This is a genomic window from Ferrimonas kyonanensis DSM 18153 (assembly GCF_000425405.1).
Lineage (GTDB): Bacteria > Pseudomonadota > Gammaproteobacteria > Enterobacterales > Shewanellaceae > Ferrimonas > Ferrimonas kyonanensis.
Window position 1 is genome coordinate 58,050 of sequence record NZ_AUDJ01000028.1, and the last position, 21,516, is coordinate 79,565.

General features: G+C 52.6%; 22 protein-coding genes, 1 tRNA gene and 1 pseudogene. 11 read left to right on the top strand and 13 right to left on the bottom strand.

What is annotated here, in order from left to right; translation table 11 throughout:
- The first annotated feature begins 10 nt into the window (after window positions 1-10).
- The 5 genes from H598_RS0110610 (at window position 11) to H598_RS0110630 (ending at window position 5,382) form a co-directional block, all read left to right on the top strand.
- Window positions 11-748: a helix-turn-helix transcriptional regulator gene (locus tag H598_RS0110610; RefSeq protein WP_028113005.1), complete on the top strand. Its 738-nt coding sequence runs from the start codon at window positions 11-13 to the stop codon at window positions 746-748.
- Between the two features lie 18 nt (window positions 749-766).
- Window positions 767-997, top strand: coding sequence for a hypothetical protein (locus tag H598_RS24020; RefSeq protein ID WP_051252660.1), 231 nt, complete (start codon window positions 767-769; stop codon window positions 995-997).
- 101 nt (window positions 998-1,098) lie between these two features.
- Window positions 1,099-1,380, top strand: coding sequence for a hypothetical protein (locus H598_RS0110620; RefSeq protein WP_028113006.1), 282 nt, complete (start codon window positions 1,099-1,101; stop codon window positions 1,378-1,380).
- A gap of 563 nt (window positions 1,381-1,943) precedes the next feature.
- Window positions 1,944-2,870 carry a HamA C-terminal domain-containing protein gene (locus H598_RS0110625; RefSeq protein WP_028113007.1) on the top strand — a complete coding sequence of 309 codons (927 nt, stop codon included), beginning with the start codon at window positions 1,944-1,946 and terminating at the stop codon, window positions 2,868-2,870.
- A gap of 1 nt (window position 2,871) precedes the next feature.
- Window positions 2,872-5,382 (top strand): DEAD/DEAH box helicase, encoded by a 2,511-nt coding sequence (locus tag H598_RS0110630; protein WP_028113008.1) that lies wholly within the window; start codon window positions 2,872-2,874, stop codon window positions 5,380-5,382.
- Window positions 5,383-5,561: 179 nt separating this feature from the next.
- Here H598_RS0110630 and H598_RS26480 read toward each other — a convergent pair.
- The 10 genes and pseudogenes from H598_RS26480 to H598_RS0110685 form a co-directional block, all read right to left on the bottom strand.
- Window positions 5,562-6,155 (bottom strand): annotated as a pseudogene (locus H598_RS26480) (tyrosine-type recombinase/integrase).
- Window positions 6,156-6,297: 142 nt separating this feature from the next.
- Window positions 6,298-8,001, bottom strand: coding sequence for an ATP-binding cassette domain-containing protein (locus H598_RS0110640; protein WP_028113010.1), 1,704 nt, complete (start codon window positions 7,999-8,001; stop codon window positions 6,298-6,300).
- 14 nt (window positions 8,002-8,015) lie between these two features.
- Window positions 8,016-10,679: a class III lanthionine synthetase LanKC gene (gene lanKC / locus H598_RS0110645; protein ID WP_028113011.1), complete on the bottom strand. Its 2,664-nt coding sequence runs from the start codon at window positions 10,677-10,679 to the stop codon at window positions 8,016-8,018.
- 201 nt (window positions 10,680-10,880) lie between these two features.
- Window positions 10,881-10,988: a class III lanthipeptide gene (locus H598_RS26840; protein ID WP_211227286.1), complete on the bottom strand. Its 108-nt coding sequence runs from the start codon at window positions 10,986-10,988 to the stop codon at window positions 10,881-10,883.
- Between the two features lie 27 nt (window positions 10,989-11,015).
- Window positions 11,016-11,123: a class III lanthipeptide gene (locus tag H598_RS26845; protein WP_211227287.1), complete on the bottom strand. Its 108-nt coding sequence runs from the start codon at window positions 11,121-11,123 to the stop codon at window positions 11,016-11,018.
- A 27-nt stretch (window positions 11,124-11,150) separates the two neighbouring features.
- Window positions 11,151-11,258 (bottom strand): class III lanthipeptide, encoded by a 108-nt coding sequence (locus H598_RS26850; RefSeq protein ID WP_211227287.1) that lies wholly within the window; start codon window positions 11,256-11,258, stop codon window positions 11,151-11,153.
- Window positions 11,259-11,417: 159 nt separating this feature from the next.
- The gene (locus H598_RS26855) at window positions 11,418-11,525 is read right to left on the bottom strand and encodes a class III lanthipeptide (RefSeq protein WP_211227288.1); all 108 of its coding nucleotides are present in this window, start codon (window positions 11,523-11,525) and stop codon (window positions 11,418-11,420) included.
- A 26-nt stretch (window positions 11,526-11,551) separates the two neighbouring features.
- Window positions 11,552-11,659, bottom strand: coding sequence for a class III lanthipeptide (locus H598_RS26860; protein ID WP_211227289.1), 108 nt, complete (start codon window positions 11,657-11,659; stop codon window positions 11,552-11,554).
- Between the two features lie 210 nt (window positions 11,660-11,869).
- Entirely contained in the window at window positions 11,870-12,493 is a 624-nt protein-coding gene (locus H598_RS0110680; RefSeq protein ID WP_028113012.1) for a short chain dehydrogenase, read from the bottom strand.
- 248 nt (window positions 12,494-12,741) lie between these two features.
- Window positions 12,742-13,341, bottom strand: a complete 600-nt coding sequence (locus H598_RS0110685; protein WP_028113013.1) for a short chain dehydrogenase — start codon at window positions 13,339-13,341, stop codon at window positions 12,742-12,744.
- A 94-nt stretch (window positions 13,342-13,435) separates the two neighbouring features.
- On the opposite strand from H598_RS0110685, the gene H598_RS0110690 reads away from it, so the two are divergent.
- From H598_RS0110690 to H598_RS0110700, 3 genes are all read left to right on the top strand, one after another.
- Window positions 13,436-14,341 (top strand): LysR family transcriptional regulator, encoded by a 906-nt coding sequence (locus H598_RS0110690; protein ID WP_051252661.1) that lies wholly within the window; start codon window positions 13,436-13,438, stop codon window positions 14,339-14,341.
- A 68-nt stretch (window positions 14,342-14,409) separates the two neighbouring features.
- Window positions 14,410-14,485, top strand: a tRNA-Arg gene (locus H598_RS0110695).
- Window positions 14,486-14,637: 152 nt separating this feature from the next.
- Window positions 14,638-15,663: a nuclease-related domain-containing protein gene (locus H598_RS0110700; protein ID WP_028113015.1), complete on the top strand. Its 1,026-nt coding sequence runs from the start codon at window positions 14,638-14,640 to the stop codon at window positions 15,661-15,663.
- Window positions 15,664-15,792: 129 nt separating this feature from the next.
- On the opposite strand, the gene H598_RS25550 is transcribed toward H598_RS0110700, so the two are convergent.
- Window positions 15,793-17,622: a tetratricopeptide repeat protein gene (locus tag H598_RS25550; RefSeq protein WP_051252662.1), complete on the bottom strand. Its 1,830-nt coding sequence runs from the start codon at window positions 17,620-17,622 to the stop codon at window positions 15,793-15,795.
- 43 nt (window positions 17,623-17,665) lie between these two features.
- Complete coding sequence (locus H598_RS26485) at window positions 17,666-18,208, bottom strand: hypothetical protein (RefSeq protein ID WP_156896998.1); 543 nt, start codon at window positions 18,206-18,208, stop codon at window positions 17,666-17,668.
- Between the two features lie 379 nt (window positions 18,209-18,587).
- Here H598_RS26485 and H598_RS24035 point away from each other — a divergent pair, with 379 nt between their 5' ends.
- Window positions 18,588-19,379 carry an alpha/beta hydrolase gene (locus H598_RS24035; protein ID WP_051252663.1) on the top strand — a complete coding sequence of 264 codons (792 nt, stop codon included), beginning with the start codon at window positions 18,588-18,590 and terminating at the stop codon, window positions 19,377-19,379.
- Window positions 19,380-19,418: 39 nt separating this feature from the next.
- Window positions 19,419-19,796, top strand: a complete 378-nt coding sequence (locus H598_RS0110720) for a DUF2784 domain-containing protein (protein ID WP_028113016.1) — start codon at window positions 19,419-19,421, stop codon at window positions 19,794-19,796.
- Between the two features lie 18 nt (window positions 19,797-19,814).
- Here the strand turns inward: H598_RS0110720 and H598_RS0110725 are convergent, their stop codons facing one another.
- On the bottom strand, window positions 19,815-20,762 hold the full coding sequence (locus H598_RS0110725; protein WP_028113017.1) for a carbon-nitrogen hydrolase family protein: 948 nt from the start codon (window positions 20,760-20,762) through the stop codon (window positions 19,815-19,817).
- Window positions 20,763-21,049: 287 nt separating this feature from the next.
- On the opposite strand from H598_RS0110725, the gene H598_RS0110730 reads away from it, so the two are divergent.
- Window positions 21,050-21,409, top strand: a complete 360-nt coding sequence (locus H598_RS0110730) for a group I truncated hemoglobin (RefSeq protein ID WP_028113018.1) — start codon at window positions 21,050-21,052, stop codon at window positions 21,407-21,409.
- The last annotated feature ends 107 nt before the right edge of the window (window positions 21,410-21,516 follow it).

Consider the following 21,516-nt stretch of genomic DNA (forward strand, 5'->3'; position numbering starts at 1 on the left):
CAACACTGCCATGGACGGTAAGGTTTTCTCCCAAATCGTACAGAATCTGGAGCTGCTCAACTCCGCCGATCAGCTCAAAACAGCCTGTGAAGAGTTCTGCCAGCTGGTGGACATTCCCTATTACCTGATGGGGGTGGTGTCTCAGGATTCCCTCTACTCACCGAAGATGAGTGTGCTCAGCAACTACCCGGAAGCGTGGCTCAAACCCTACTTCGAGCAGGAGAAGCACAAGAGCGATCCGGTGGTGGCCTACATGATGACCAAGCACGCACCGGTGCAGTGGAGCCAGCTGATTCAGCAGAGCCAGTTCAGCGATCCGAAAAACCAGGCACTGATGATCGAAGCCCGAGAACACGGGCTGGAGAACGGCCTCAGCATTCCCATTCGCTCCACCTCCGGCGAGTTTGCGGTATTCAGCCTGGCGGTGGACGACGGCAGCGAGGCCGGCAGCGACAAGCTCAACCAGGTGCTGCCCTTCGCCCACACCTTCGGGGTAAACCTGTTTGAGCGCCAGTTGAGCCTGATTGAGTCGGAAACCCTGGAGGCCAAGCTCACCGCCCGCGAGAAGGAGTGTCTGTTCTGGGCCTGCGAGGGCAAAACCGCTTGGGAGATCTCGCAGATCATCGACATTACCGAGCGCACGGTGCTGTTCCATCTGAACAACTCCACCAAGAAGCTCGGTGCCACCAACCGTCAGCACGCGGTCGCCCTGGCGATGCGTTACGGGCTGATCACCCCCAACGTCTAAGCGCAAGGAAACGTTCCGATGCAGTGTTCCTGTGGCATCGCCCTCAACCTGTCGCTGTTCCGTAGCCACGACGACCAGCCGTTAAAGAGCTGCCCCAAGTGCTCGATGCAACAGGGCAGGCACGTATTCTATCCGGAAACCCTGTTTGGTTGGCGCCAGCTCAAAGGCCAGTCGCAACTGCAATCCTGGTGCCCCGCCTGCCGCTCCAAGCGCACCCCGGAGCAACCCGCCACTGCCCGTTGTGGGTGACGTCATCACCTCGCCCAATCGTTTCTCCAATACAGTAAACCAAGCAGATTGGCGGTGCCTCGGTAACTGTCTGGCGCGAACTGCGCCGTCTGAAAGCTCACATGGTGGCTAAGGGTTCCCAATTAGCCCATGTATGGCAGGCCGCAGATAACGGCGACTGGGCTGAATACCTGAAAGCAATGGCGGGTATTTCACCTAAAGGTGAACAGTCAGCTAAAGATAGCCACAATACCAATTGTCAAAGTTCCGAGTCACCTTTAGCTGGCAAGCCAGCACTACCCCCTGTATCCCTGTACGAAGTGCAAGTCCATCCAGAAATCGGCGAGGCCAAGACCAACCGCTTTGACGGCACTTTGACCTATGCCCTGAAAGGGCTGCTCTAACAGGGCCAAAAGCTGATCACCCGCTACCTCGAATGGCGTCGTGCCAGTGCGCCGGATGCCGACGCAGTTTCACTTGGAGTACTGTAAATAACTGTACGAGGGCTTCAGTCTACATAGATAGTATTAGGGCGCGAATCGCAACCTCCAATATCTGCCCCAAGCAGTTACATATTCTTTGACCTGACTGAGGCCAAAACCAGGTACCTTTTAGATAGGCCATAAGAGCGTAGGCTAATCTCTGTGCAAAGTGTAAGAGATCGCCTCTACCATTAGTCTCTCTAATTTAGTAGATTTAATCTATGCAAATCAGCTAGATGCAAGTGCTCAGGATGACCTAATCCGTCAGCCTCGGCGGAGCGCTGACTCGCGCAACACCTCACCAAAATTTAGATCAATAAATTCAGACACATGCAGGTTTGTGAACACTAACATCACTCATGCCTGAATGACTTTCAACGCTAATGAACGTTAGCAATGGGCACTAACATGATTACTCCCCGTTCTTTTAACTCTTTAGAAGAATGCAAATTTAAACGACTATTCCATTTTTAGAATGAATATATATGAACTTATCACAAAATATAAAAAGTAAAATATCTGTCGAGAAGCCTGATTTTTCCAAGTGTATCGACGTCATAGAGCATACACATACCATCTCTGGAATAGAGGCAAACATTAGACTTCATCACTTAAAATTTGATGGCAATAAAATGCCAATGGTCAAAGCTCTTGCCGACACACTATATCTATACATTATCGATTATTGTCTATCCGCAAAGAACCGAAATGAGCCTCTTACTCCAAGGCAGTCTACTCAGCTAACAAAAGAAGCGCGAAGATTATTTAGGCACCCAGAAATAACCGACACATCACCAGATAAAACAGGGGAAGCTGGTGAAACCCTATTATACTTTTTGATGGAAGCAGTTTTGGAAGCACCACAGATGGTGTCCAAAATGGAACTTAAGACGAATCACAGGGATGAAGTTAAAGGTTCAGATGGTATCCATGCGAAGTGGAATGAAGACTTAGAAATGGTTGACTTCTTTTTCGGTGAATCAAAATTATATAAGAATGTAAACGGTGCAATTACAGACGCAATAAAGAGTGTGGACAATTTTCATGAAATAAAAATGTATGAACACGAATTTTCAATGGTTACCAAACATTTTAAGTATGCCGACGATTATGTAAAAGAAGAAATCTCTAACTTGTTTGTAAACGGTAATCCAGGTCCAAATGTAAGATTAAATCATGCCTGCCTAATTGGATATGATTATGGTGGATATATTAGTATTTTTGATCAAAGCCATAAAAACCTCGTTTCAAAATTCACAGATTCACTCCTCACTGACTTTCAAAAAATTGTACCCACACTCCAAAAAAAGTTTGATTCTTTTAATAAAAAGCACCTAGCATTCGATATATTCTTTCTTCCTTTCCCATCAGTTGTTGAATTTAGAAACGCATTTAATGAGGCCTTAGACTAACATGAGCGATATATTAAATCTCATAAACACTCTCGAAAAGGCCAGCATACAAGAACAGCTCCCTGGTGAAGCTGTTGGAGCAAAATCTAGCTATAGTGAATTAGATATATCTCGGCTTATAGGCTATGCGTCTCTACTTTCTTTATCCGATGAACCAGATGAAAAAATGTTGTCGTATGAAATTATAACAAGACTTTTGGAGGTGTCCGGAGGACAAGATAAGAAAGTTATTACATCGGCAGAAATCATTCTATCTAGATTAGGAAACTTCCCAGGGAGATCACTTCTTAGAGAGAGATATGGAAAATTAACCAGTGAAATATCCAACTTCCTTAGGCTTGAATGTATATCTAGAGAAGTAGAAAACTCTGTCTTTCTGAACAATGACTCCTCTGCTCAACTAACTGATTTTCAGCATAATCTTTATAGCTCATTAAATAGAGAAAGAGCGATAAGTGTTTCTGCACCGACATCAGCAGGAAAGTCTTTTGTGCTGAGTTTAAATATCATCCGAAAGCTAGCAAAAGCAACAAATCAGTGTATTGTTTACATAGTGCCAACTAGAGCACTAATAACGGAAGTGTCAAATAGAATAAGAATGTCACTCCGAGAGCATGATTTGGAAAAAGTTGTAGTAAGAACGGCCCCGTTCCCAATATCTATTGAACTTCTAGAAGATGGGGTAATATATGTTCTCACACAAGAAAGATTAACCAACTACTTAAACACTGAAGAGGAAATGCCAGCAATTACCTCTTTAGTTATTGATGAAGCACACGAAATACAAAAAGGAAAAAGAGGGATAATACTTCAAAATGCAGTTGATTTAGCTTTAAAAAAACACCCTAGTGCAGAAGTTTTATTTGCCAGCCCGCTGATAAGAAATCCGGGATACTTCCTCAACTTATTCAACATCGTCGATAAAGGCAAGTTTTTTACTGAAACAGTCTCTCCTGTTTCGCAGAATATACTACTTGTTTCTGAGATAAAAGGTAAACCAACTCAAGTCAATATCGAATCACTAAGCACAAACAACAAACTAGATATTGGAATTAGAAATTTACCATTTAGGTTTCGAGGAAACAAAACTCTACAAAAAGCAAACTTTGCAAAATCCTTGCGAAAAACCAGCGAGTCTGTAATTATTTTCTCAAATGGACCAGCTGACTCCGAAAAAGTTGCATCATCATTAGCTGACATAAATGATGATTTTGAGCCAAGTGAAAAGCTAATAGCATTCATCGAGTTTCTAAAGAGAGAAATCCATCCAGAATATTCCCTTATTCATTGCTTAAATGGAGGTGTTGGATTCCATTACGGAAAAATGCCTTCAATAGTTAGAAACGGTATAGAAAACTTGTTTAAGAATGGGGACATTCAATTCCTTTGTTGTACCAGTACTCTTTTGCAGGGAGTAAACCTTCCTGCAAAGCACATCATCATTGAAAATCCAAAATCTGGAACTCAACCGATGTCAAGGGCCGACTTTCAAAACTTATCAGGTAGAGCAGGAAGGTTGTTAAAGGAGTTTCACGGAAATATTTGGTGTATACGCCCTGGAGAGTGGGATGAAAAAAACTACGAAGGAGACAGGCTACAAGAGATTACTGCTGCAATAGACAAGGTTATGATTGATGGAGGGGTAGAAATCCGCTCCCTCATTGAAGAGTCCCTTATTAATGACAAACGAATAGATGTGGCCGAGGCAGCATTCGGGAAAATATACAATGATATCAACCAAGGAGAAGGAGAAATACTGGAGAGGTATCGAACAGAAGACAATTCTGAAGAGTTAGATAAAACCATATCAACGATAAAAGAAATAAATATATCAATCCCAAAAGAAATACTAAAAAGAAATAGCTCTGTTAGACCAGATCATCTTCAGTCTCTTTATGATTACTTGTATACAAAAAAGTCACTAGATGATCTAACTCCTGAATCTCCCTTCAAAAAAGGAGCAAAGGCAAAGCTGGATAAAATACTAGACATATTTGCCACCACCTTCAATTGGGATGCGAACCCAAACTACAGAAGATTAATTAGCCGGACAGCTCATGACTGGATGTGGGGGAAGCCATTAGGTGAACTAATATCTTCTAGAGTGTCATATGTAAAACGCAATGACAGCAAGGCTAAAACACCAATTATCATTAGAGATTTTCTTGACGTTGTCGAGTTTCAGGTTAGATTCAAATTAGTGCAATACTTTTCCGCCTACATTGATATTCTTCGACACATTTATATATGCCAAAAAGGTATTGATGCAGATCTTGAACCGTACCATATATATCTAGAATTTGGATCTTGTGACAGAACAACACTGAACATAATGGCCACAGGCCTATCTAGGTTTACAGCCTTGCATTTGTCAAAGCCCCTTTCTAACTATGGGGGGATAACTGATATTGACGATGCTTACAGGAAGATAAAAGAGTTAAATGTGAATCGCCTAAATATTCCTCACATATGTAAGCAGGAAATTCACGACCTTACAGGAAGTAGTGCATAAAAACGATGAGCAAGGCTGGTTTAACACCAGCCTTGATATCCTTCGTTTTTCTCATAAGTTAAAAAACCTTTACCATCACAATCGATATAACTTGTTTCTTGACTCATGTAAAAGTCCCATTCAAAAAGTGACACCAGCCTATCCTTCTCAATTAATATAGTTTTAATGACTAATTCAAATTACTTACTCCATAAAGCATCAACTTTCACTGAGCTGCCTCCCAACTCAGCTATCAACGCGATCTTATCCTCTTTGCTCAACTCACTCAGTTCCTGTCGTATTGGATGATAGGTTTCCTTTGGCTCACCAACACCCACAATGTCATCACTCAACAAAGAGAGTTCCTGCCGCACCTGATCCAACTGCAAGTGAGCATAGGTACCTGCGGTAATACTAAGGTCACTGTGGCCAAGCAACTTGCTGACCGCTTGCAAGCTGCCTCCCCGGACCACATTCCAGGTCGCAATGGTTCGCCGTAGGTCGTGAATGGTTACGGTGTGCTACCGGTCATCACTGCGCAGTCCGGCTCGTTTAGTTATCCGATACCAGGAGCTGGTCGTTCCAGCCCTTTCGACAATATGACCAGACTTGGGCCGTTCAGCAGGGAACACATAGCGTTCCCCAGCCTCTGCTTCTGCGCTGCGCCTTCTTAGAATCTCCATCACCGGTTCAACCAGTGGTACAGCGTGGGGCCGCTTGCCCTTCATCTTATGGGTGGGAATAAACCAGACGGCGTTGGCGTGATCTATCTCCTTCCACTCCGTCGAGAGCACGCAGCCTTTGGGCTAGCCCGCCAAAACAGGGGCATGACACTTTATAAAGACACCCTCGCTACCAGATAAATAACTCATTGATTTATCTGAATCACAAAACGGCCGCCTAACAGGCGACCGTTTTATTTCCTAGCGATGCCGCTCAAGCCGGCATCGGTGTCAGGCTGATGCCGCCACGGCCGTCGATGGTCAGCGACTGATCAAACATGCGGGTAAAACGATTGCCCTCGTGCATGATCATCATCAGTGATGCCCCTTGGGTAAAGCGGTCGATCAGGGTCAGCACTCTGCCCTTGCTGGCGTCATCGATGTTGGCCAGTGGCTCATCGAACAGGTAGGTGGCGGCGGGTTTCAGCAGGCACACCGCGATCTGGCATTTCTTCTTCTGCCCTTCTGACAACGACTCGTAGCCACTTTCCAGGCAGTCGCTCAACCCCAGCTCTTTGATGAGCGGGGCCAGCCTGGCCTCGGTGCCGTACTTGGCGCTGACGATGGACAGGGTCTTGGCCACGTTGCCTGGCAGCATGCCAAAGGGGTACAACGAGGCACTCATGGCGCTCATCTGCGGGCCATCGATGCTGCCGGTATCGGGCCGATAGAAGCCGGCCAGTAGGTTGGCAAAGGTGCTCTTACCAGCGCCGTTAGGGCCGCTGATCAGCACTCGACTGTGGGGAGCGATGGTCAGATCCGCCTGGTCTAAAATGGTGTGGTCGCCATGACCAAAACCGACCTGGTGCAAGGCAAAGCCCTTGGCCGCTGGCTGCGGCTCGCCTTTCACCTCAGCTTTTATCTCAACTTTCAGCTCGCCGCCTGTCTCAACTGCTGTTGCAATCGCGGCTTGTCCGTTTATCACGCCGATGCCAATTTCCGGCAGGGTCTCGGTCGGCAGTTGCTCGGCCTTGAAGCTTCGGTAGCGCTCCAGCAGTGCGTTCAGGGTTGCCAGTCGCGGCAGTATGGTTGAAAGCTGCTCTACCGACTGGATCACCATGGAGAAGGCCCGGGTCAGGCCAAACAGGGCGCCAATGGTAATGGCGCCGGTGATCACCTGAAACCCGGCCACCACAATCACCGACAGCTCGGCGTAGGACAAAAACACCGCGCTGAGGCTGCGATACATGCTGGCGTAGCGCACGCTCTGGTAGCTGGCTTCCAGCGGCGCCTTCAGGCCTCGGCGCACCTCCTGGGTGGCGCTGTGGTTCAGATCAAACAGCTTCACCAGTTTGAAGCTGTCGATCACCGTCGACAGCACCGATTTAAACTGCGCCTCCGACTCCTGCAGGGTGTTGGTCACCTCACCAATCTTGCCGCTGAAGCGGTTCGCCAGCAGGTACAGGGCCGGTACGATCACCACCAGCGCCAGGGTCACCTGCCAGCTGATCCAGGCGGCCACCGCCACCCCGCACAGGGCCACCACTACCCCGGTGACCAGCGACACACACAGGTCCACCAGCGACGCCAGTTGCTTGGGCTCGTCGTGCAGCCGCGCCATGTAGTAGCCCTTGCCGTTGTGATTGATGCTCTGCAGGTCGTGGCGGTAATACACCGCGGTGACCTCGGCGCTGATCTGGCGCTGCAATTGGTTCTTGAGCCGCTGCCGCAGCAGCGACGACCAGTAGATCAGGCCGCGGCCCAGGGTGGCCACCGCCGTGACCGCCGCCGCCAGTATCAGGAAGAAGCGGGTATCGCCACTGCTGATGGCGTCGATCAGGTGCTTAAGCGCCAGCGGATCCAAAATGGCGAACACCACCGCCTGCAGCACACTGACCAGCAGCAGCAGCGCCAGCTGGGAGCCACTGCCGCGCAGCAGGGCCAGTGCCGCTTTGAAGTTGTCTTTACTGATGGGCATGTCGCACTCCTTGTTTATCCGGCCAGGTCGTGCAGCCAACGGCTGGAGTTGGTAAGCAGGCGCTGCAGGAACAGGCCGACCCCGGCGGAGCCGTGGGCCAGATCCGTCGATAACCGAAAGCCGCCACGGCCAAAGTAAACCTTGCCCTCGGGGCGACTGACGCTGAACAGCACAATGCTGTCGGCTATCTGGCAGGCGGCGCGATGGTACTGGTCGTCACCGGTGGCCCGGTGAATGTCCAGCAGCAGCTCCCCCAACCCGGCCAGGCCGTTAAAACTACCCTGGGCGGCGGAGTAGCGAGAGAAGCTGGTGACCGCCAGTGAGGTCAGCACCTGCCGGTAATGGGCCTCGCCGGTGTGCTCGTAGAAACGGGCAATCACCGCGCCGACGCCGCCGGAGCCGTACTCCCAGTACGGCAACAGCTGGGTGCTGTCGGCGGTTTCGCCCCAGCGGTAGCTGCCGTCGTCCTGGCGGCCGACCTCGATGTCGTAGGCCAGCGACGCGGTGGCCAGCGCCAGTACCTCGGCATCCTCATTGACCTTGTGCAGTTGCAGCAGGAACAGGGCGATGCCAGCACTGCCGTGCACCAGCCCCACCGCGTCTCGCTCTTTGGTCTGGGGATAACGCACGCCCACCGGCATGGCAATGGCCCGCTGCGCCAGCGTCTCGGCAATGGCTTCGGCCTGATGCAGGTAGTTGTCGATGCCGGTGCGTTGGTGCAATGCCAGCGCCATAAAGCCCACCCCGGCCAGGCCATAGCCAAAGTCATTTCGTTCGCTCAGCAGCGGTGAGGCAAAGGCCCGGGCGGCGTGTCGCTCCGCCTCGGCGACTCGCCCCAGCGCCAGTTCGGCCATGGCCATGCCGGCACTGCCAATCAGCAGCCCGGGAAGGGAACCACCGTCATCGGCGGCGTCAATTTTGTCCAGCAGATGCTGAGGCACCGCCAGCCCCTGGCGGGCCAGCAGCAGCGCCGGGCCATAGTAGCCGTAGGCCAGCGCCTTAGGGGTCAAGTCGAAGGCGTGGTAATCGATGGGCACAAAGTCACTGTGCTCGCCCCGCTGCACCCCGGAGGCGATGAAACGACTTACCTGGTGCAGATGCGCCGACAACTGCTCACGGCTGTGGCGGGGCGGCGTATTCGGCAGCCGGGTAAAGGGCTCGGCCTCTTTGGCGGCCCGAACCGGGTTGAAGCTGGCTTCCAGCTTTAGGGTCAATGCCAGCGCCTTTTTCGGCTGGCCCTTAGCCAGGGTGTCAATCACCTCGGCAATGCGACCGTCGAGGCGACAATCGGCCACCAGTTGCGGCAGCAGTTCGGTGCGCAGCCGCCGCTCCACATCGAACTGGTTCTGCACCGGCAGCATCATGCTGTAGAGCACCATCGCCAGGGCGTACCAGTCGCCCTGATAGGTGCTGCCGTCACGCACCAGGGCGTCGAAATCGGAAAAACCGGGGGTGGTGAGCACCGGCACCTTGTCGCGGCCCACTTCGGCCTCGCCGCCACGCTGGCGATAGGCGCCATCAAAGTCGATAAAGCGGATGCGCTGATGCTCGGCGTCTACCATGATGTTGTTGGGGGAGATGTCCGCCAGCACCACCCCACGGCGATGCGCGGCCAGTACCGCCTCGATGCAGCCCTTGGCCACCCAGGCGAAACAGCCCTTGAAGCGCTCGGCCGACTCCGGTGCATCGGTAAAGGGCACCAGGGTGCACTCGCCGCTGGCACGAAACTTTCGCAGCGGAATGCCAGCCACAAACTCCTCCACCAGGAAGGAGTGTTCCCATTCCACAAAGAAATCCACCGGCTGCGGGTAGGCGTCGCAGCCCTGCATCAGCTCCAGGGTGCGGTATTCATTTTTCAGCACCTGGTCGGCGTAGACCCGGGTTTTGCTCAGCGACTGAAAGTTGATGTGAGGGCGGGCCTCTTTCACCACCACCACATTGCCGGTACGCAGATCCTTGGCCTTGTAGACACCGCCACTGTTGGAGAACGCCAGCGCCTCGATTACCTGATAGCGCTGATTCAGCGGCGCGATCTCCTCCGACGGCGTGTGCTGATCCGCAAACGGCTCCGGCACCCAATCTGGCAGTTGATAGAAGGCGCTGCGCTGGTCTTCCACCAACTCGCCGGTGGGGGTTTCGATGCAGGCGGTGGTGGTGCCATCGGCACTCTGGCGCGATTTCAGCAGGAAGCCGCCGTAGCGGTAATGCACCACCTTGCTGTCCAGGTAGCGTTTGTCCGACAGAATGTAGGGGCCGACGCTGTCTTTATGGGCCAGATACAGGTCGTGGATCAGCGCCTTAAAGCAGTCGGTGGTCACCGGATACAGGGTCAGCAGTTTGCCGCCGCCGCTGCGGCCGGTGGACTTGGAGGTCATGTTGATGGCCAGGTCGTTGCGGCACACCACCTTGAACGAGGTGTTGTGTTTAACGCAGCAGGCCAGGGTTTTGCGAATTACCTCCAGCGACTGCTCGGCAATGGCCGATACGTGGATCTTAAACCCCTGCAGCGGCAGCTGTTGCCCGGCCGGGGCCGCCGCCAGCCAGATGCTTTTGCGGCTGCGGGTCCAGGAGGCAGGAATGGCCGACTCCAGCAACTGCTGAAACTCGGCGTCCGGGGACAACTCGGCCGGCAGGGTGAAATAACTGCGGTCGCCAAAGGTATAAAGATTGTCAGCCATTACAAAGTTCCCTTTTGTAAATAAAGACAGAAAAAGAAGAAAGAGAATAAACAGATATAAAAATGAACATCACCAGTAGCCATTGCCAATATCAATATTCACAACGCCTACCGGTGACCGTCCACTGCCTATTCAGAACACAACATCATGCGCTGAATATATTGGCCTGAATACGAGGGAGATCAGGCCGGCAATTCCAGATTACTTCAACTGCTGTTCGTTGTTGCAGTTCACGCTGAAAGTACTCCAGTCCATCAATTCGGCATCGGAGTCTACGGCCAGGGTTTGCAGGTTCAATACGTTATGCATGATCAAATTCCTTTTTTAACAGTGCAATTATTTAAGTTGAACTTCGTTGTTACAGTTAACGCTGAAGGTGCTCCAATCCATCAGTTCGGCATCGGAGTCTACGGCCAGGGTTTGCAGGTTCAATACGTTATGCATGATCAAATTCCTTTTTTAACAGTGCAATTATTTAAGTTGAACTTCGTTGTTACAGTTAACGCTGAAGGTGCTCCAATCCATCAGTTCGGCATCGGAGTCTACGGCCAGGGTTTGCAGGTTCAGTACGTTGTGCATAATCAAAATCCTTTTTGAAATCGTGGGTTAGCGAATCTGTTGTTCGTTGTTGCAGTTAACGCTGAAGGTGCTCCAGTCCATCACATCGGCATCGGAGTCTACCGCCAGGGCTTGCAGGCTAAGTACATGTTGCATGGTCAAATTCCTTTTAGTGAGTGCTTACTTCAGCTGCTGTTCGTTGTTGCAGTTCACACTGAAAGTGCTCCACTCCATCAGCTCGGCATCGGAGTCTACGGCCAGGGATTGCAGGTTCAATACGTTATGCATGGTCAAAGTCCTTTTTAATTGAATGATTACTTAAGCTGTTGTTCGTTGTTGCAGTTAACGCTGAAGGTGCTCCATTCCATCAGTTCAGCATCGGAGTCTACCACCAGAGTTTGCAAGCCGAGTACGTAATTCATTATGAATTCCTTAATCTTATTTAATGAGTCTGGAACACCGTTATTGGTTGTTGCCAGAAGACGAGATAAATCCTAGCCAAGATTAAAAAGTTCAATAACCGTCATATCTGACAGGGTGATTCCTTTATTGGCCCAAACCCGTCAGATCTGACAGCCATAAAAAAAGCACAGCCCTTGAGCTGTGCTTTTTTGCTGCCGTGATTAGAGCGCTCAGATCACCCAGTGACTGTCGCCATTCACGTATTCGGCCACCTGCAGAGTCTCGCCACTCATGGTTCCCAGCAGCGCCGCTTCGTACACCGCAGCGGTAAGCGACGCCGGTACGCAGTTGCTGGTGTCCATGCCCATCATCGCCATGGTTTCGGTCACAAATGACGGCGACACCACGTTCACCCGCAGGTCGGTCACTTCCACCGCCACCGCTTTAACAAAACTCTCCAGCGCCCCATTGGCCATGGCCACCGAGGCGCAGCCCTGCACCGGCTCCCGGGCGGCAAAGCCCGACGTCAGGGTGATGGAGCCGCCGCGGCACACCGCCTGGCGGCCGATGCGCAGCAGGTTGACCTGCCCCATCAACTTGTTGTTCAGAGTCTGGTGATAATCCGCTTCGGTCAGATGCTCAAATGGCCCAAAGCTGGTGACACCAGCGGCGCAGATAATGGCATCCACCTCACCGGCGGCATCAATCATGGTGCGAATGCTGTCGCTGTCGGTGAGATCAAAACGCAGATCGCCATGACTGTAGCCGGCGGTAATGATCTGATGATCGCCAGACAGGCGCTTGAGAATGGCACTGCCAATGGTGCCCGATGCGCCGGCAAGAAGAATTCTCATGAGTGGCGTTGCTCCTTCACTGTGCTAGTGACTGTTTCACCAGGTCCATTTATCTGATTCACACCGGCAGGGTATGGCCGGGATAACCAGTATAGGGCGACAGTTTACTAAGAGCATTGATTCTAAGACAAAAAAAAGAGCCACACCTCTATCAAAGAGTGTGACTCGGGCAGTGATTTGGTCACTTAAAGAGTGTAATCCGCATTCAATTACACACAGGCATGATGAAAAAGCATAACTCCAACAACTTACAAGAAGTTTGGTGCATCCAAAGTCTCACCAGACATCTCGCCGGATACCGCGGCCTCGTACGCCTTGGCCGTGTCTGCGGCCGAGATGCCTGAGCTGGTATCCATGCCCATCATAGCCATGGTTTCCTTAACGAATGCTGGCGCCACCGCATTAACCCGCAATCCGTTCAGCTCCAGTGCAGCTGCTTTGACAAAACTCTCCAGGGCGCCGTTGACCATGGACACCGACGCACTGCCTGGCATGGGCTGGCGCGACAGGATACCGGAAGTCAGGGTGATGGAACCGCCGTCGTTGATGTAATCGCTACCCAGGCGCACCAGGTTCACCTGCCCCATCAGCTTGTTGTTCAGTGCCAGTTGGTAGTCGTCGTCACTCTGCTGTGCCAGCGGCCCAAACGCCGCCAATCCGGCGGTGGAGATCACCGCGTCCACCTTACCCACCTGCTCGAACAGGGCCTTGATGGACTCTGGGCTGCCCAGATCCACCTGCACATCGCCGTCACGGAAACCGGCTGCGATGACTTGATGTTGACCGCTCAGGCGCTCTGCGACGGCCTTGCCAATGGTTCCGGTTGCGCCAATCAATAGTACTTTCATGGGTGTCTCCAAATTCGTTGTTTGCTTAAGTTGGAGAAAGTGTAGCCACCGGCTTAGAATAGAAAAATAACCTGAAATCGAAATTACTTTTCTCATGGAAAGAAAAATAGATCTGCTTAAGGCGATGCGCACCTTCGTGGTGGTGGTGAACAAGCTCAGCTTCAGTGCCGCCGCCCGCGAGCTCAATATCGTGGTATCGGCGGTCAGCCGCCAGGTGTCGGATCTGGAAAAGCATTTCGACTGCATCTTGCTGTACCGCACCACCCGCGCCATGAAGCTGACTCCGGAAGGCCAGCACTACCTGGACGAGTTCAAGGCGGTGCTGGAGCGGCTGGACAACCTGGAGCTGTCGGCGGCCCAGCGCCAGCACAAGATAGGCGGGCGACTGCGGATCACCTCGGCGTTCAACATTGACCAACTGGGGATTCAGCATGTGGTGGCCGACTTTCTGCGCCAGTACCCGGATGTACAGTTGTCGTGGGTACTGGTAAACCGCTACGTCAATCTCATCGAAGAGGGGTTCGATCTGGCCCTGAGGGTGGGCGAGCTCAGCGATTCCGGCTTTATCGCCCGTCACTACCTCAGCATGAAAATTCTGATGGTGGCCAGCCCCGACTATCTGGCCGCGCACGGTACCCCTGAACACCCCAAGGCGCTGTCGGAGCACCGCTGGCTGGTGGACTCCTCCAACCGCCAACCCGGGCGGGTGCGCTACCAGGAAAACGGTAAACAACACCAACTCAGCGTCAACGGTCATGTCGACGTAAACCAGGGCACCCTGCTCGCCGACTTCGCGGCGGCCGGGCTGGGCATCGCCCAGTTGCCGGAGTTCATGCTCAGCCACCATCTGCAGCAGGGCAAATTGGTGCCCATCCTTGAGGAATACCAGTTGCCCGCGCTGGATGTGTCACTGGTGTACCCGGCCAGCAAGCTCACCGATCCGACCCTGCGTGCCTTCATCGACCACCTGCTGGCGCACAAACATCTCAGCACTGAGTAAAATTTCTGCAATCAAATCAAAAGGGTTTTCAACCTTCAGCAAACCCCGCTAGAATGCTTAGCGGTTTCCTCCCTATAGCTCAACAGGATAGAGCAGTCGCCTCCTAAGCGATCGATCGGGGTTCGAGTCCCTGTGGGGAGGCCATATCCTCCTGTTATTCCTTAAGCTCATCAAAACGCTCAACAAATTTTCGCAAAATTACACTCGCGATCACCTTTATCTCGCCAACATTCTGAATAATACTTACTGTCCTTCTATGTCAGGACGACACAGCAGTTGCAGTAAGGAAACACAGCATGATTTTGAAAGAGCGGGACGCTACCCACCAGGATCACCTCAACAAGCAGCGCCAGTTTGGCGCCAAGCAGGAACAAGAGGTGGCTTTCTACCTTAAGCGCGAGTTTGCCAACAACCCGGACGTTCTGATCTTCAACGACCTTCGCTTCTCCCACCAAGGCGAGTACTCACAGATCGATCATCTGGTGATCCACCGACTTGGTTTTATTCTGATCGAATCTAAAAGCATCTATGGTCAGGTACGGGTAAACAACGACGGCGAATGGTCGCGCAGCTACCAGGGTAATTGGCAAGGCTTAAAATCCCCGCTGCAGCAGATGGAACTTCAAGAGTTGGGGCTTAAACGCCTGCTCACAGATAACGCCGACAAGATGCTGATAAAGATCCTTGGTTTGCAAACCTATTTCGGAGGCAGACAGTGGGACAAACTCTGCGCAATCTCAAGCGCCACCATGCTTCAGCGAGAAAGCATGCCCAAGGCCATCAGCAACTGCGTGGTCAAAAACGAGTTCCTGGGTAAGAAGCTCAAAGAGCTCTGCGACTACTCTGTTCTGACAGGCTTAATCAAAACCAAACCCGTTTTCTCCAAAAAGGAGATGAAGGCCATCAGCGACTTCCTGCTGTCCATTCATGAGCCGTTAACGCAGACTGGTGAAACAGACGCTGACACTCCCCCAGAAAATAGCGACTCAGCTGTCAGCGAGCCAACGCCCGAATACGAAGCTTCCCCCCAAGAGCAAAAAGTGCCGACAGTGGAGCGGACTGAACCCAATCAAAGCCACTCCCTCTCCGAAGGCATTGCCTGTAAGAAGTGCGGTGAACGCGACAACCTAACTGGCGCCTGGGGCAAATATGGCTACTACGTTTCCTGCCAGAGTTGCACCACCAACACCTCAATGAAAGGCCCCTGCCCGGCCTGCAACAGCCAGGACAATAGAATCCGAAAGCGCGGTAATTTGTTTACCCGGCACTGCAATGGATGTGGGGCAGAGAGTACAGTGTTTGTAGAGAGAGCTTCAGCTTAGAAACTGATGAAATAGAATTGCACCAGCTTACGTCTTTTGACGCGGTGGCTCGATCCTAGCCACCGCATCCGTTAACTGGATTACATCAATATTTTCCGAGAGATTAACCGGTTAGTCCCACCTGTTGCATTAGAGAATCTGCACGTCAAGATCCGCCAATTGCTCTAACAGTGAATTGGGTACCGATTTGATGGTGACCGTCCCTGTGCCCGAAAACTGGATGTAATAGTTGTCATCACCGCCAAAACGGCAACGACCAAAGCAATCTCGACCACCAGCAAGGGTTAGCTTGCCGTGGTAATCACCGGCGCTGACTTTCACCACCACAGGTTGCTTAAGAAGTTCTCGGTACAATTGCTCACTGTAGTCGCGCTTTTTTCGTTCACCGCTGTTGGCATACTTTTCTACCTTGACCGCCCAGGCACTGCGTTTCTGGCCAAATCGACCTTCCTGCTGCTGTTGGTACACAAAGCGCCCTCGATTATAGGTATGAAAATCACGATTAAGCCCATCAAGGATCGGCTGATGGGCCATCGTCCAACTGATCGGCACCAACAGATCCGAATGGCGGTCATCAGCGGGTCGAATCTCTACCTCACCGACGGTCAGTTGCGTCTTATCTTTGATGGTACCCAGTACTTGATGCTGAAGTGATTCCGTTGCCTGCTGCCACTGAGTCTGTCCCTTTCCGGTCATTGCCTGCCAATCAATGGCTTTGCCATGCTTCGACAGTTCGACTCGGCGAATCTCCTTACCTTTATGGCGCAGCACCAAACTCAAAGTCAGCTCAGCGCCCGCACTAAATTGATTCAGGTTTAACCCAGTCACTGCAATCGGATTAGCTTCCTTGTAGTTGAGCAACGGCATGCGCTGCCCGAGGTGGGTGGTCAGAACCGTAAACTGATCGTCACCTTTGTTTTTGCAGTCACTAAAGCAGTCTTGTCCCAGTGCCAACAACACCTGAGCTTGCTGACCACCAAAGCTGGCCTCCAATGCCAGTTGGTGCTTCACCAACCACTGAAAGAGATCCGCTGAATAGGGGTGTCTCTGGTGCTCACCCTGGTTCCAGATACGACGAATGCCAAAGCCATTAGGCTTGCCTTGACGACGCTTGGGCTTAATCACATCCTTAAGGGCGATGCGGCGGTTTTTGTAATCATGAAAGTGTTTATTGGCAACCTTGAGTAACGGTGCCGGATCCAACTGCCACGTAAACGGCACCAGCAGCGTAAACTTGCCATCTGGCGTCGGCATCACCGACAACTTGCCTTGGGTAACGTGCGCTGGCTGCATCATGGCAAACAACATCTGCTCGCGCAGTTCGGCTTTGGCTGAGTCCACTTCACCCTGAGCCTGTTTGGCTTTGTCTGCCAAGCTGCCTTTAGGCAACGCAACCTTGGTCGCGTTATTCGTCGACTTGCTAGCCGCCGGTTTAACCTGTTCCCGCTGATCCCGCTCGGCTTTTTTAGACGCATTGAGTGCCTGAACCGCCTCCAAAGAGCGGCGGGCCTGTTTTCGCTGCTCTTTTTTGTAGTCTTCATAAGCGGCATTGCCAACAACCAGCCCCATAGCGACCAGTAGCACGACCAAAATGGCTTTGCTGACTTTACTGGGTTTGGGCGAATCCCAATTTTGGCCATCACCTTGATGCGGTTTCGCGGTATGCAGAGTATTGGCTTGTGCTTGGCTCTTCGCCTCGGCAATCTGCTCAAGTTGTGCCACTACGTGATCGCAGCGGCGAACAAACTCCTGCTGATCGTCAATTTCAAAGCCCTCTTCGTGAACCGCTTTGTTGCGCACCGTAGCAATCCAGCGGATCTGGCGTACCAATAGTTTCGGCAATTGAGCTTCACAACTGCTGAGCTTTTCATGAAGGCCTCGCCCTTCGGCACCCAGCTCACTGACTAATTTGGACTCAATCCGTTTCGATTGCTGAACGGCAACTTCAATACTTCCCACAAATACCCTTTAAACCTTTTCTAATTAAAATTCTTGCCTGGATTTACCAGTCATTATCAAAACTGGAACCACCACCAAAACTGTCATCAAAGCCGCTGCTGATATCTGAATCGAAACCGATGCCCGAACTCAGCCCCGTGTCTGAAAAGCCGTAAGCATTGCCGCCAACATCCAATCCGCCAATCCCGTCCATCATCGGTAAACCGGAAGCTGGATTGATATCCATGTGGTTAACGTCAGAAAGCAAAGACGTTGAGCTGCACCCCATTGGCTCCTCATCGAAGAGACCGTGTGAGGCACTATCAGCCTCTATCGACGACTCATTAGCGCTAAATAACGGCGCTTCGAACAACGTTAGTCGCTGCGGTTCAGAGTCAGGCGTAACCAAAGACTCAAACAGATCATTGCCCTCATGAATTAAGGCTCGCTCCGGACTTGGCTGGCTTTGGACGTCTGGCTCGGAAAAGGCGGGATCAATCTCAAAAGGATCCGAGTTCACTGGAGGACAACTAACCTGCTCCTCGTAAGGCATTGGCTCAACAGGTTTGGGCTTGGCTTGGCCAAACCACCGAGTTAAAAAAGACAACAGAACTGAGGATCCTATCCAACAAAACTGAGGTTGATTTTAACAGATTCACTCCAAATTCTTCAGGTAAAAAAGGCAGTTAAGTCTTACAAATGAGCTAAGGTCAGTAACAGATTTCCCAACCTCCTCAGTCAGACTGTAGAGCATCAACGATGCTTGTCCGGCTCAATGTCAATCAAGTTGACCGGTTAAGGCTCCTCTATTTTTCCTAAGCTAACTGCGATGTCCTGCGATGGCTTTCTCCTCTGAACGGTATCGGCTTGCCCAATTACCACCCGCATCGACGTTGGCAATGCCAAGGTGCTCATTCGCAACCATACTTACTCCGTGGCTGTCATTGCCTGTGCCGCAGAGGTAGGCTTCAACCAAGGGGGAGACAATGAAGCACCTGTTGCTGACCCTGGGTCTGTCCTATCTGGTGATGTGCCTTGGGCTGTTTTTGGCCCAGCGCCGCTTTCTGTATTTCCCCACCCCGCCGCTGCCGCTCAGCGGGGCTCAGGCAGTGAGCTTCAGCCACGGCGACCTCACCTTAAGGGGATGGGTGACTCATCCGGGGCAAGACAACGCCCTGCTCTACTTTGGTGGCAACGGCGAGCAGGTCGAGCAAAACCTATCCCAATTCCGCCGCTGGTTCCCGGACCACAGCGTCTACCTGATCCCCTACCGTGGCTACGGCAACAGCGACGGCAGCCCCACCGAGCAGGGGCTGTATGCCGATGCCCTATTTCTGTTCGACCGGCTGCAACAGCAACACCAGAGGGTGGCGGTGATGGGTCGCAGCCTCGGGGCTGTGGTCGCAGTGCAGGTGGCCGCCCAGCGGCCGGTAGAGCGTGCGGTGCTGATCACCCCGTTTGACAGTGCCCTGGCGCTGGCCCGTTCCCACTACTGGATGTTTCCCGTCGCCCTGCTGATGCGGGATCGCTACGACGCCGCCGCACTGGCACCAAAGATCTCCGCTCCCAGCTACGTGATCATCGCCGGAGACGACGAGGTGGTGCCGCGGGTGCGCACTCAAGCATTGATGGCAGCGCTGAAGCCGAGCCTGCGCTGGAGCCGGGTGATAGAAGGGGCAGGCCACAATACCCTGTCGATGCTGCCCGAATACGACCAGGCACTGAGAGACAGCATGGCGGAGAGAGAGCCAGGCTCCTCTTCGGCCTCAGGCCAATAACACCGCCTTATCCCGAAGAGGCAACAGCAGGAGACGTACATGTTCTACCGACTGGCTGCAGACGCCGTACTGGTGATACACCTGCTGTTTATCCTGTTCGCCCTGTTCGGCGGACTGCTGCTGCTGTGGCGGGGCTGGTTGATCGCCCTGCACCTGCCCACCGCCATCTGGGCCACAGTGGTTGGCTTTCTGGGCTGGGTATGCCCGCTGACGCCGCTGGAAAACCAGCTGAGAGCAGCCTCAGGCGAGCAGGGTTACGACGGCGGCTTCATCGAGCACTACCTGCTGCCGTTGATCTACCCGGCTAACCTCACCCTTAACATGCAGCTGTTTTTCGGCATCACCGCCCTGAGCATCAACCTAGCGATCTACTCACTGGTGCTGTACCTGCGCAGCCGACAGAAAGGTAAGCCGTGAAGGCGATGCCGTATCGCATCAATTATCGGGCTCGGTAAACCCCAGTGGCAGCATCGGCCGACGGTCGACCGTCAGAGAAAAGATGTCCGGCCGGTGATAATGGCCGCTGACGTCCAGGGATTTGCGGGCTTCGGCCGCCGCCTCGGTATTGATGCGGGCATAGAGTAGGGTTTTCTCATTCAGCACCGGCCCCGCTGCCACGGTCCCCGATGGCTGAACCACCACGGCGCCACCCGCATTGATCCACTCATCGTCTTTGAACAGTTGCTCGCGGCCGGGAAAGTCATGTGGCAAATCGCTGCCCTCCATCGCCGTGGCGGTACTGAGAACCCAGCAACCGCCTTCTCGGGCGATGTGACGCATCGAGGCCAGCCAGGCCTCACCGCAATCCCAGGTGGGCGCCACATACAGGTCGATATTCTGGGCATAGAGAGAAAAACGGGCCAATGGCATGTAACTCTCCCAGCAGATCAGGCAACCGATGCGGCCCACCGCGGTCTCCACCACTCGCAGGCCGCTGGCATCACCGCCCCCCCAGACCATCCGCTCCGGGTTGGTCGGCATCAGTTTTCGGTGGCGATTGACGATGCGGCCATCGGCATCGATCACCACCACGGTATTAAACAGCGTGCTGCCACTGTAGTCGCTGTCCACCTCATTCAAGCCCATCACCACCACCATCTGATGGCTGGCGGCGGCATCACAGAGAGGATCGAGTGCGCCTGCATTGATGTCTACGGCATTTTGACGAAGGCGGCTGTGGATCTCATTGCCCAGCGCCATGTCGCCTCCGGGCCGAAGCCGCCACACCCAGGTCGGGTATCCCGGCAGATAGGCTTCGGGAAACACCAATAACCTGGCGCCATTCTCCGCCGCCTCCTCGATGATGGTAATAGCACGCTGCAATGACTCCGCAAGATCGAGCACAGCCGGCGGTTTCTGGCTAATGGCGATGGTAATGTCCATGTCGATTCTCTGCCATAACAGGGGGAGTCTTTAACCCTAGTCCATCGCCCACCAGACGCAAAAATGCACGCCCGCCGTTAAGGGCATTGGCAGAAAACAGGACGCCTAACCACCTCGGCAGTGGTCGTTTTTCCTGCTTTGCAGGACCACGTTTTGAACTGGACTGGACTGGACTGGACTGGACTGCAAAGGCGATAACGCTATCCGACTGATTTTATAAGACAATAAACGGCAAGAGGAATATCGACTATTCTCAATATCGCTCACAACAACAGAGGGATGTTCAGATGTCTGATTCACTGTATGTGCGGTTAGGTGGTAGCGAAGGCATTACCCAAATAGCCAGTGATTTGGTTGATATCCATTTGGCAAACCCGAGTATCTCTCCGAGGTATGCCAACAGTGATGTCTCGGCGCTAAAAAATGGTGCGGCAACCTTTTTTATCGCAGGAACCGGCGGCCCCAATGTTTACAAGGGCAAAGACATGGTCGCCACTCACAAAGGCATGAACATCAGTGGCGATGAGTTCTTAGCCGTGTTAGATGATGCGCTGCAGGCGCTGCAAAAGAACGACATCGGCCGCAGGGAGCAGGAGGAGGTGCTGTTCGTGTTGTATAGCATGAAGCCGGAGATTGTGCGGATATAGCCCAGTGCAAAGCGTCGCACCGAGCTTTGGAATTAGCACACTTGAGTGACACCGCCCCCGTTCGATTGCGGTGTCACTAAACCACCGTCTGAGCACTACATCGCATT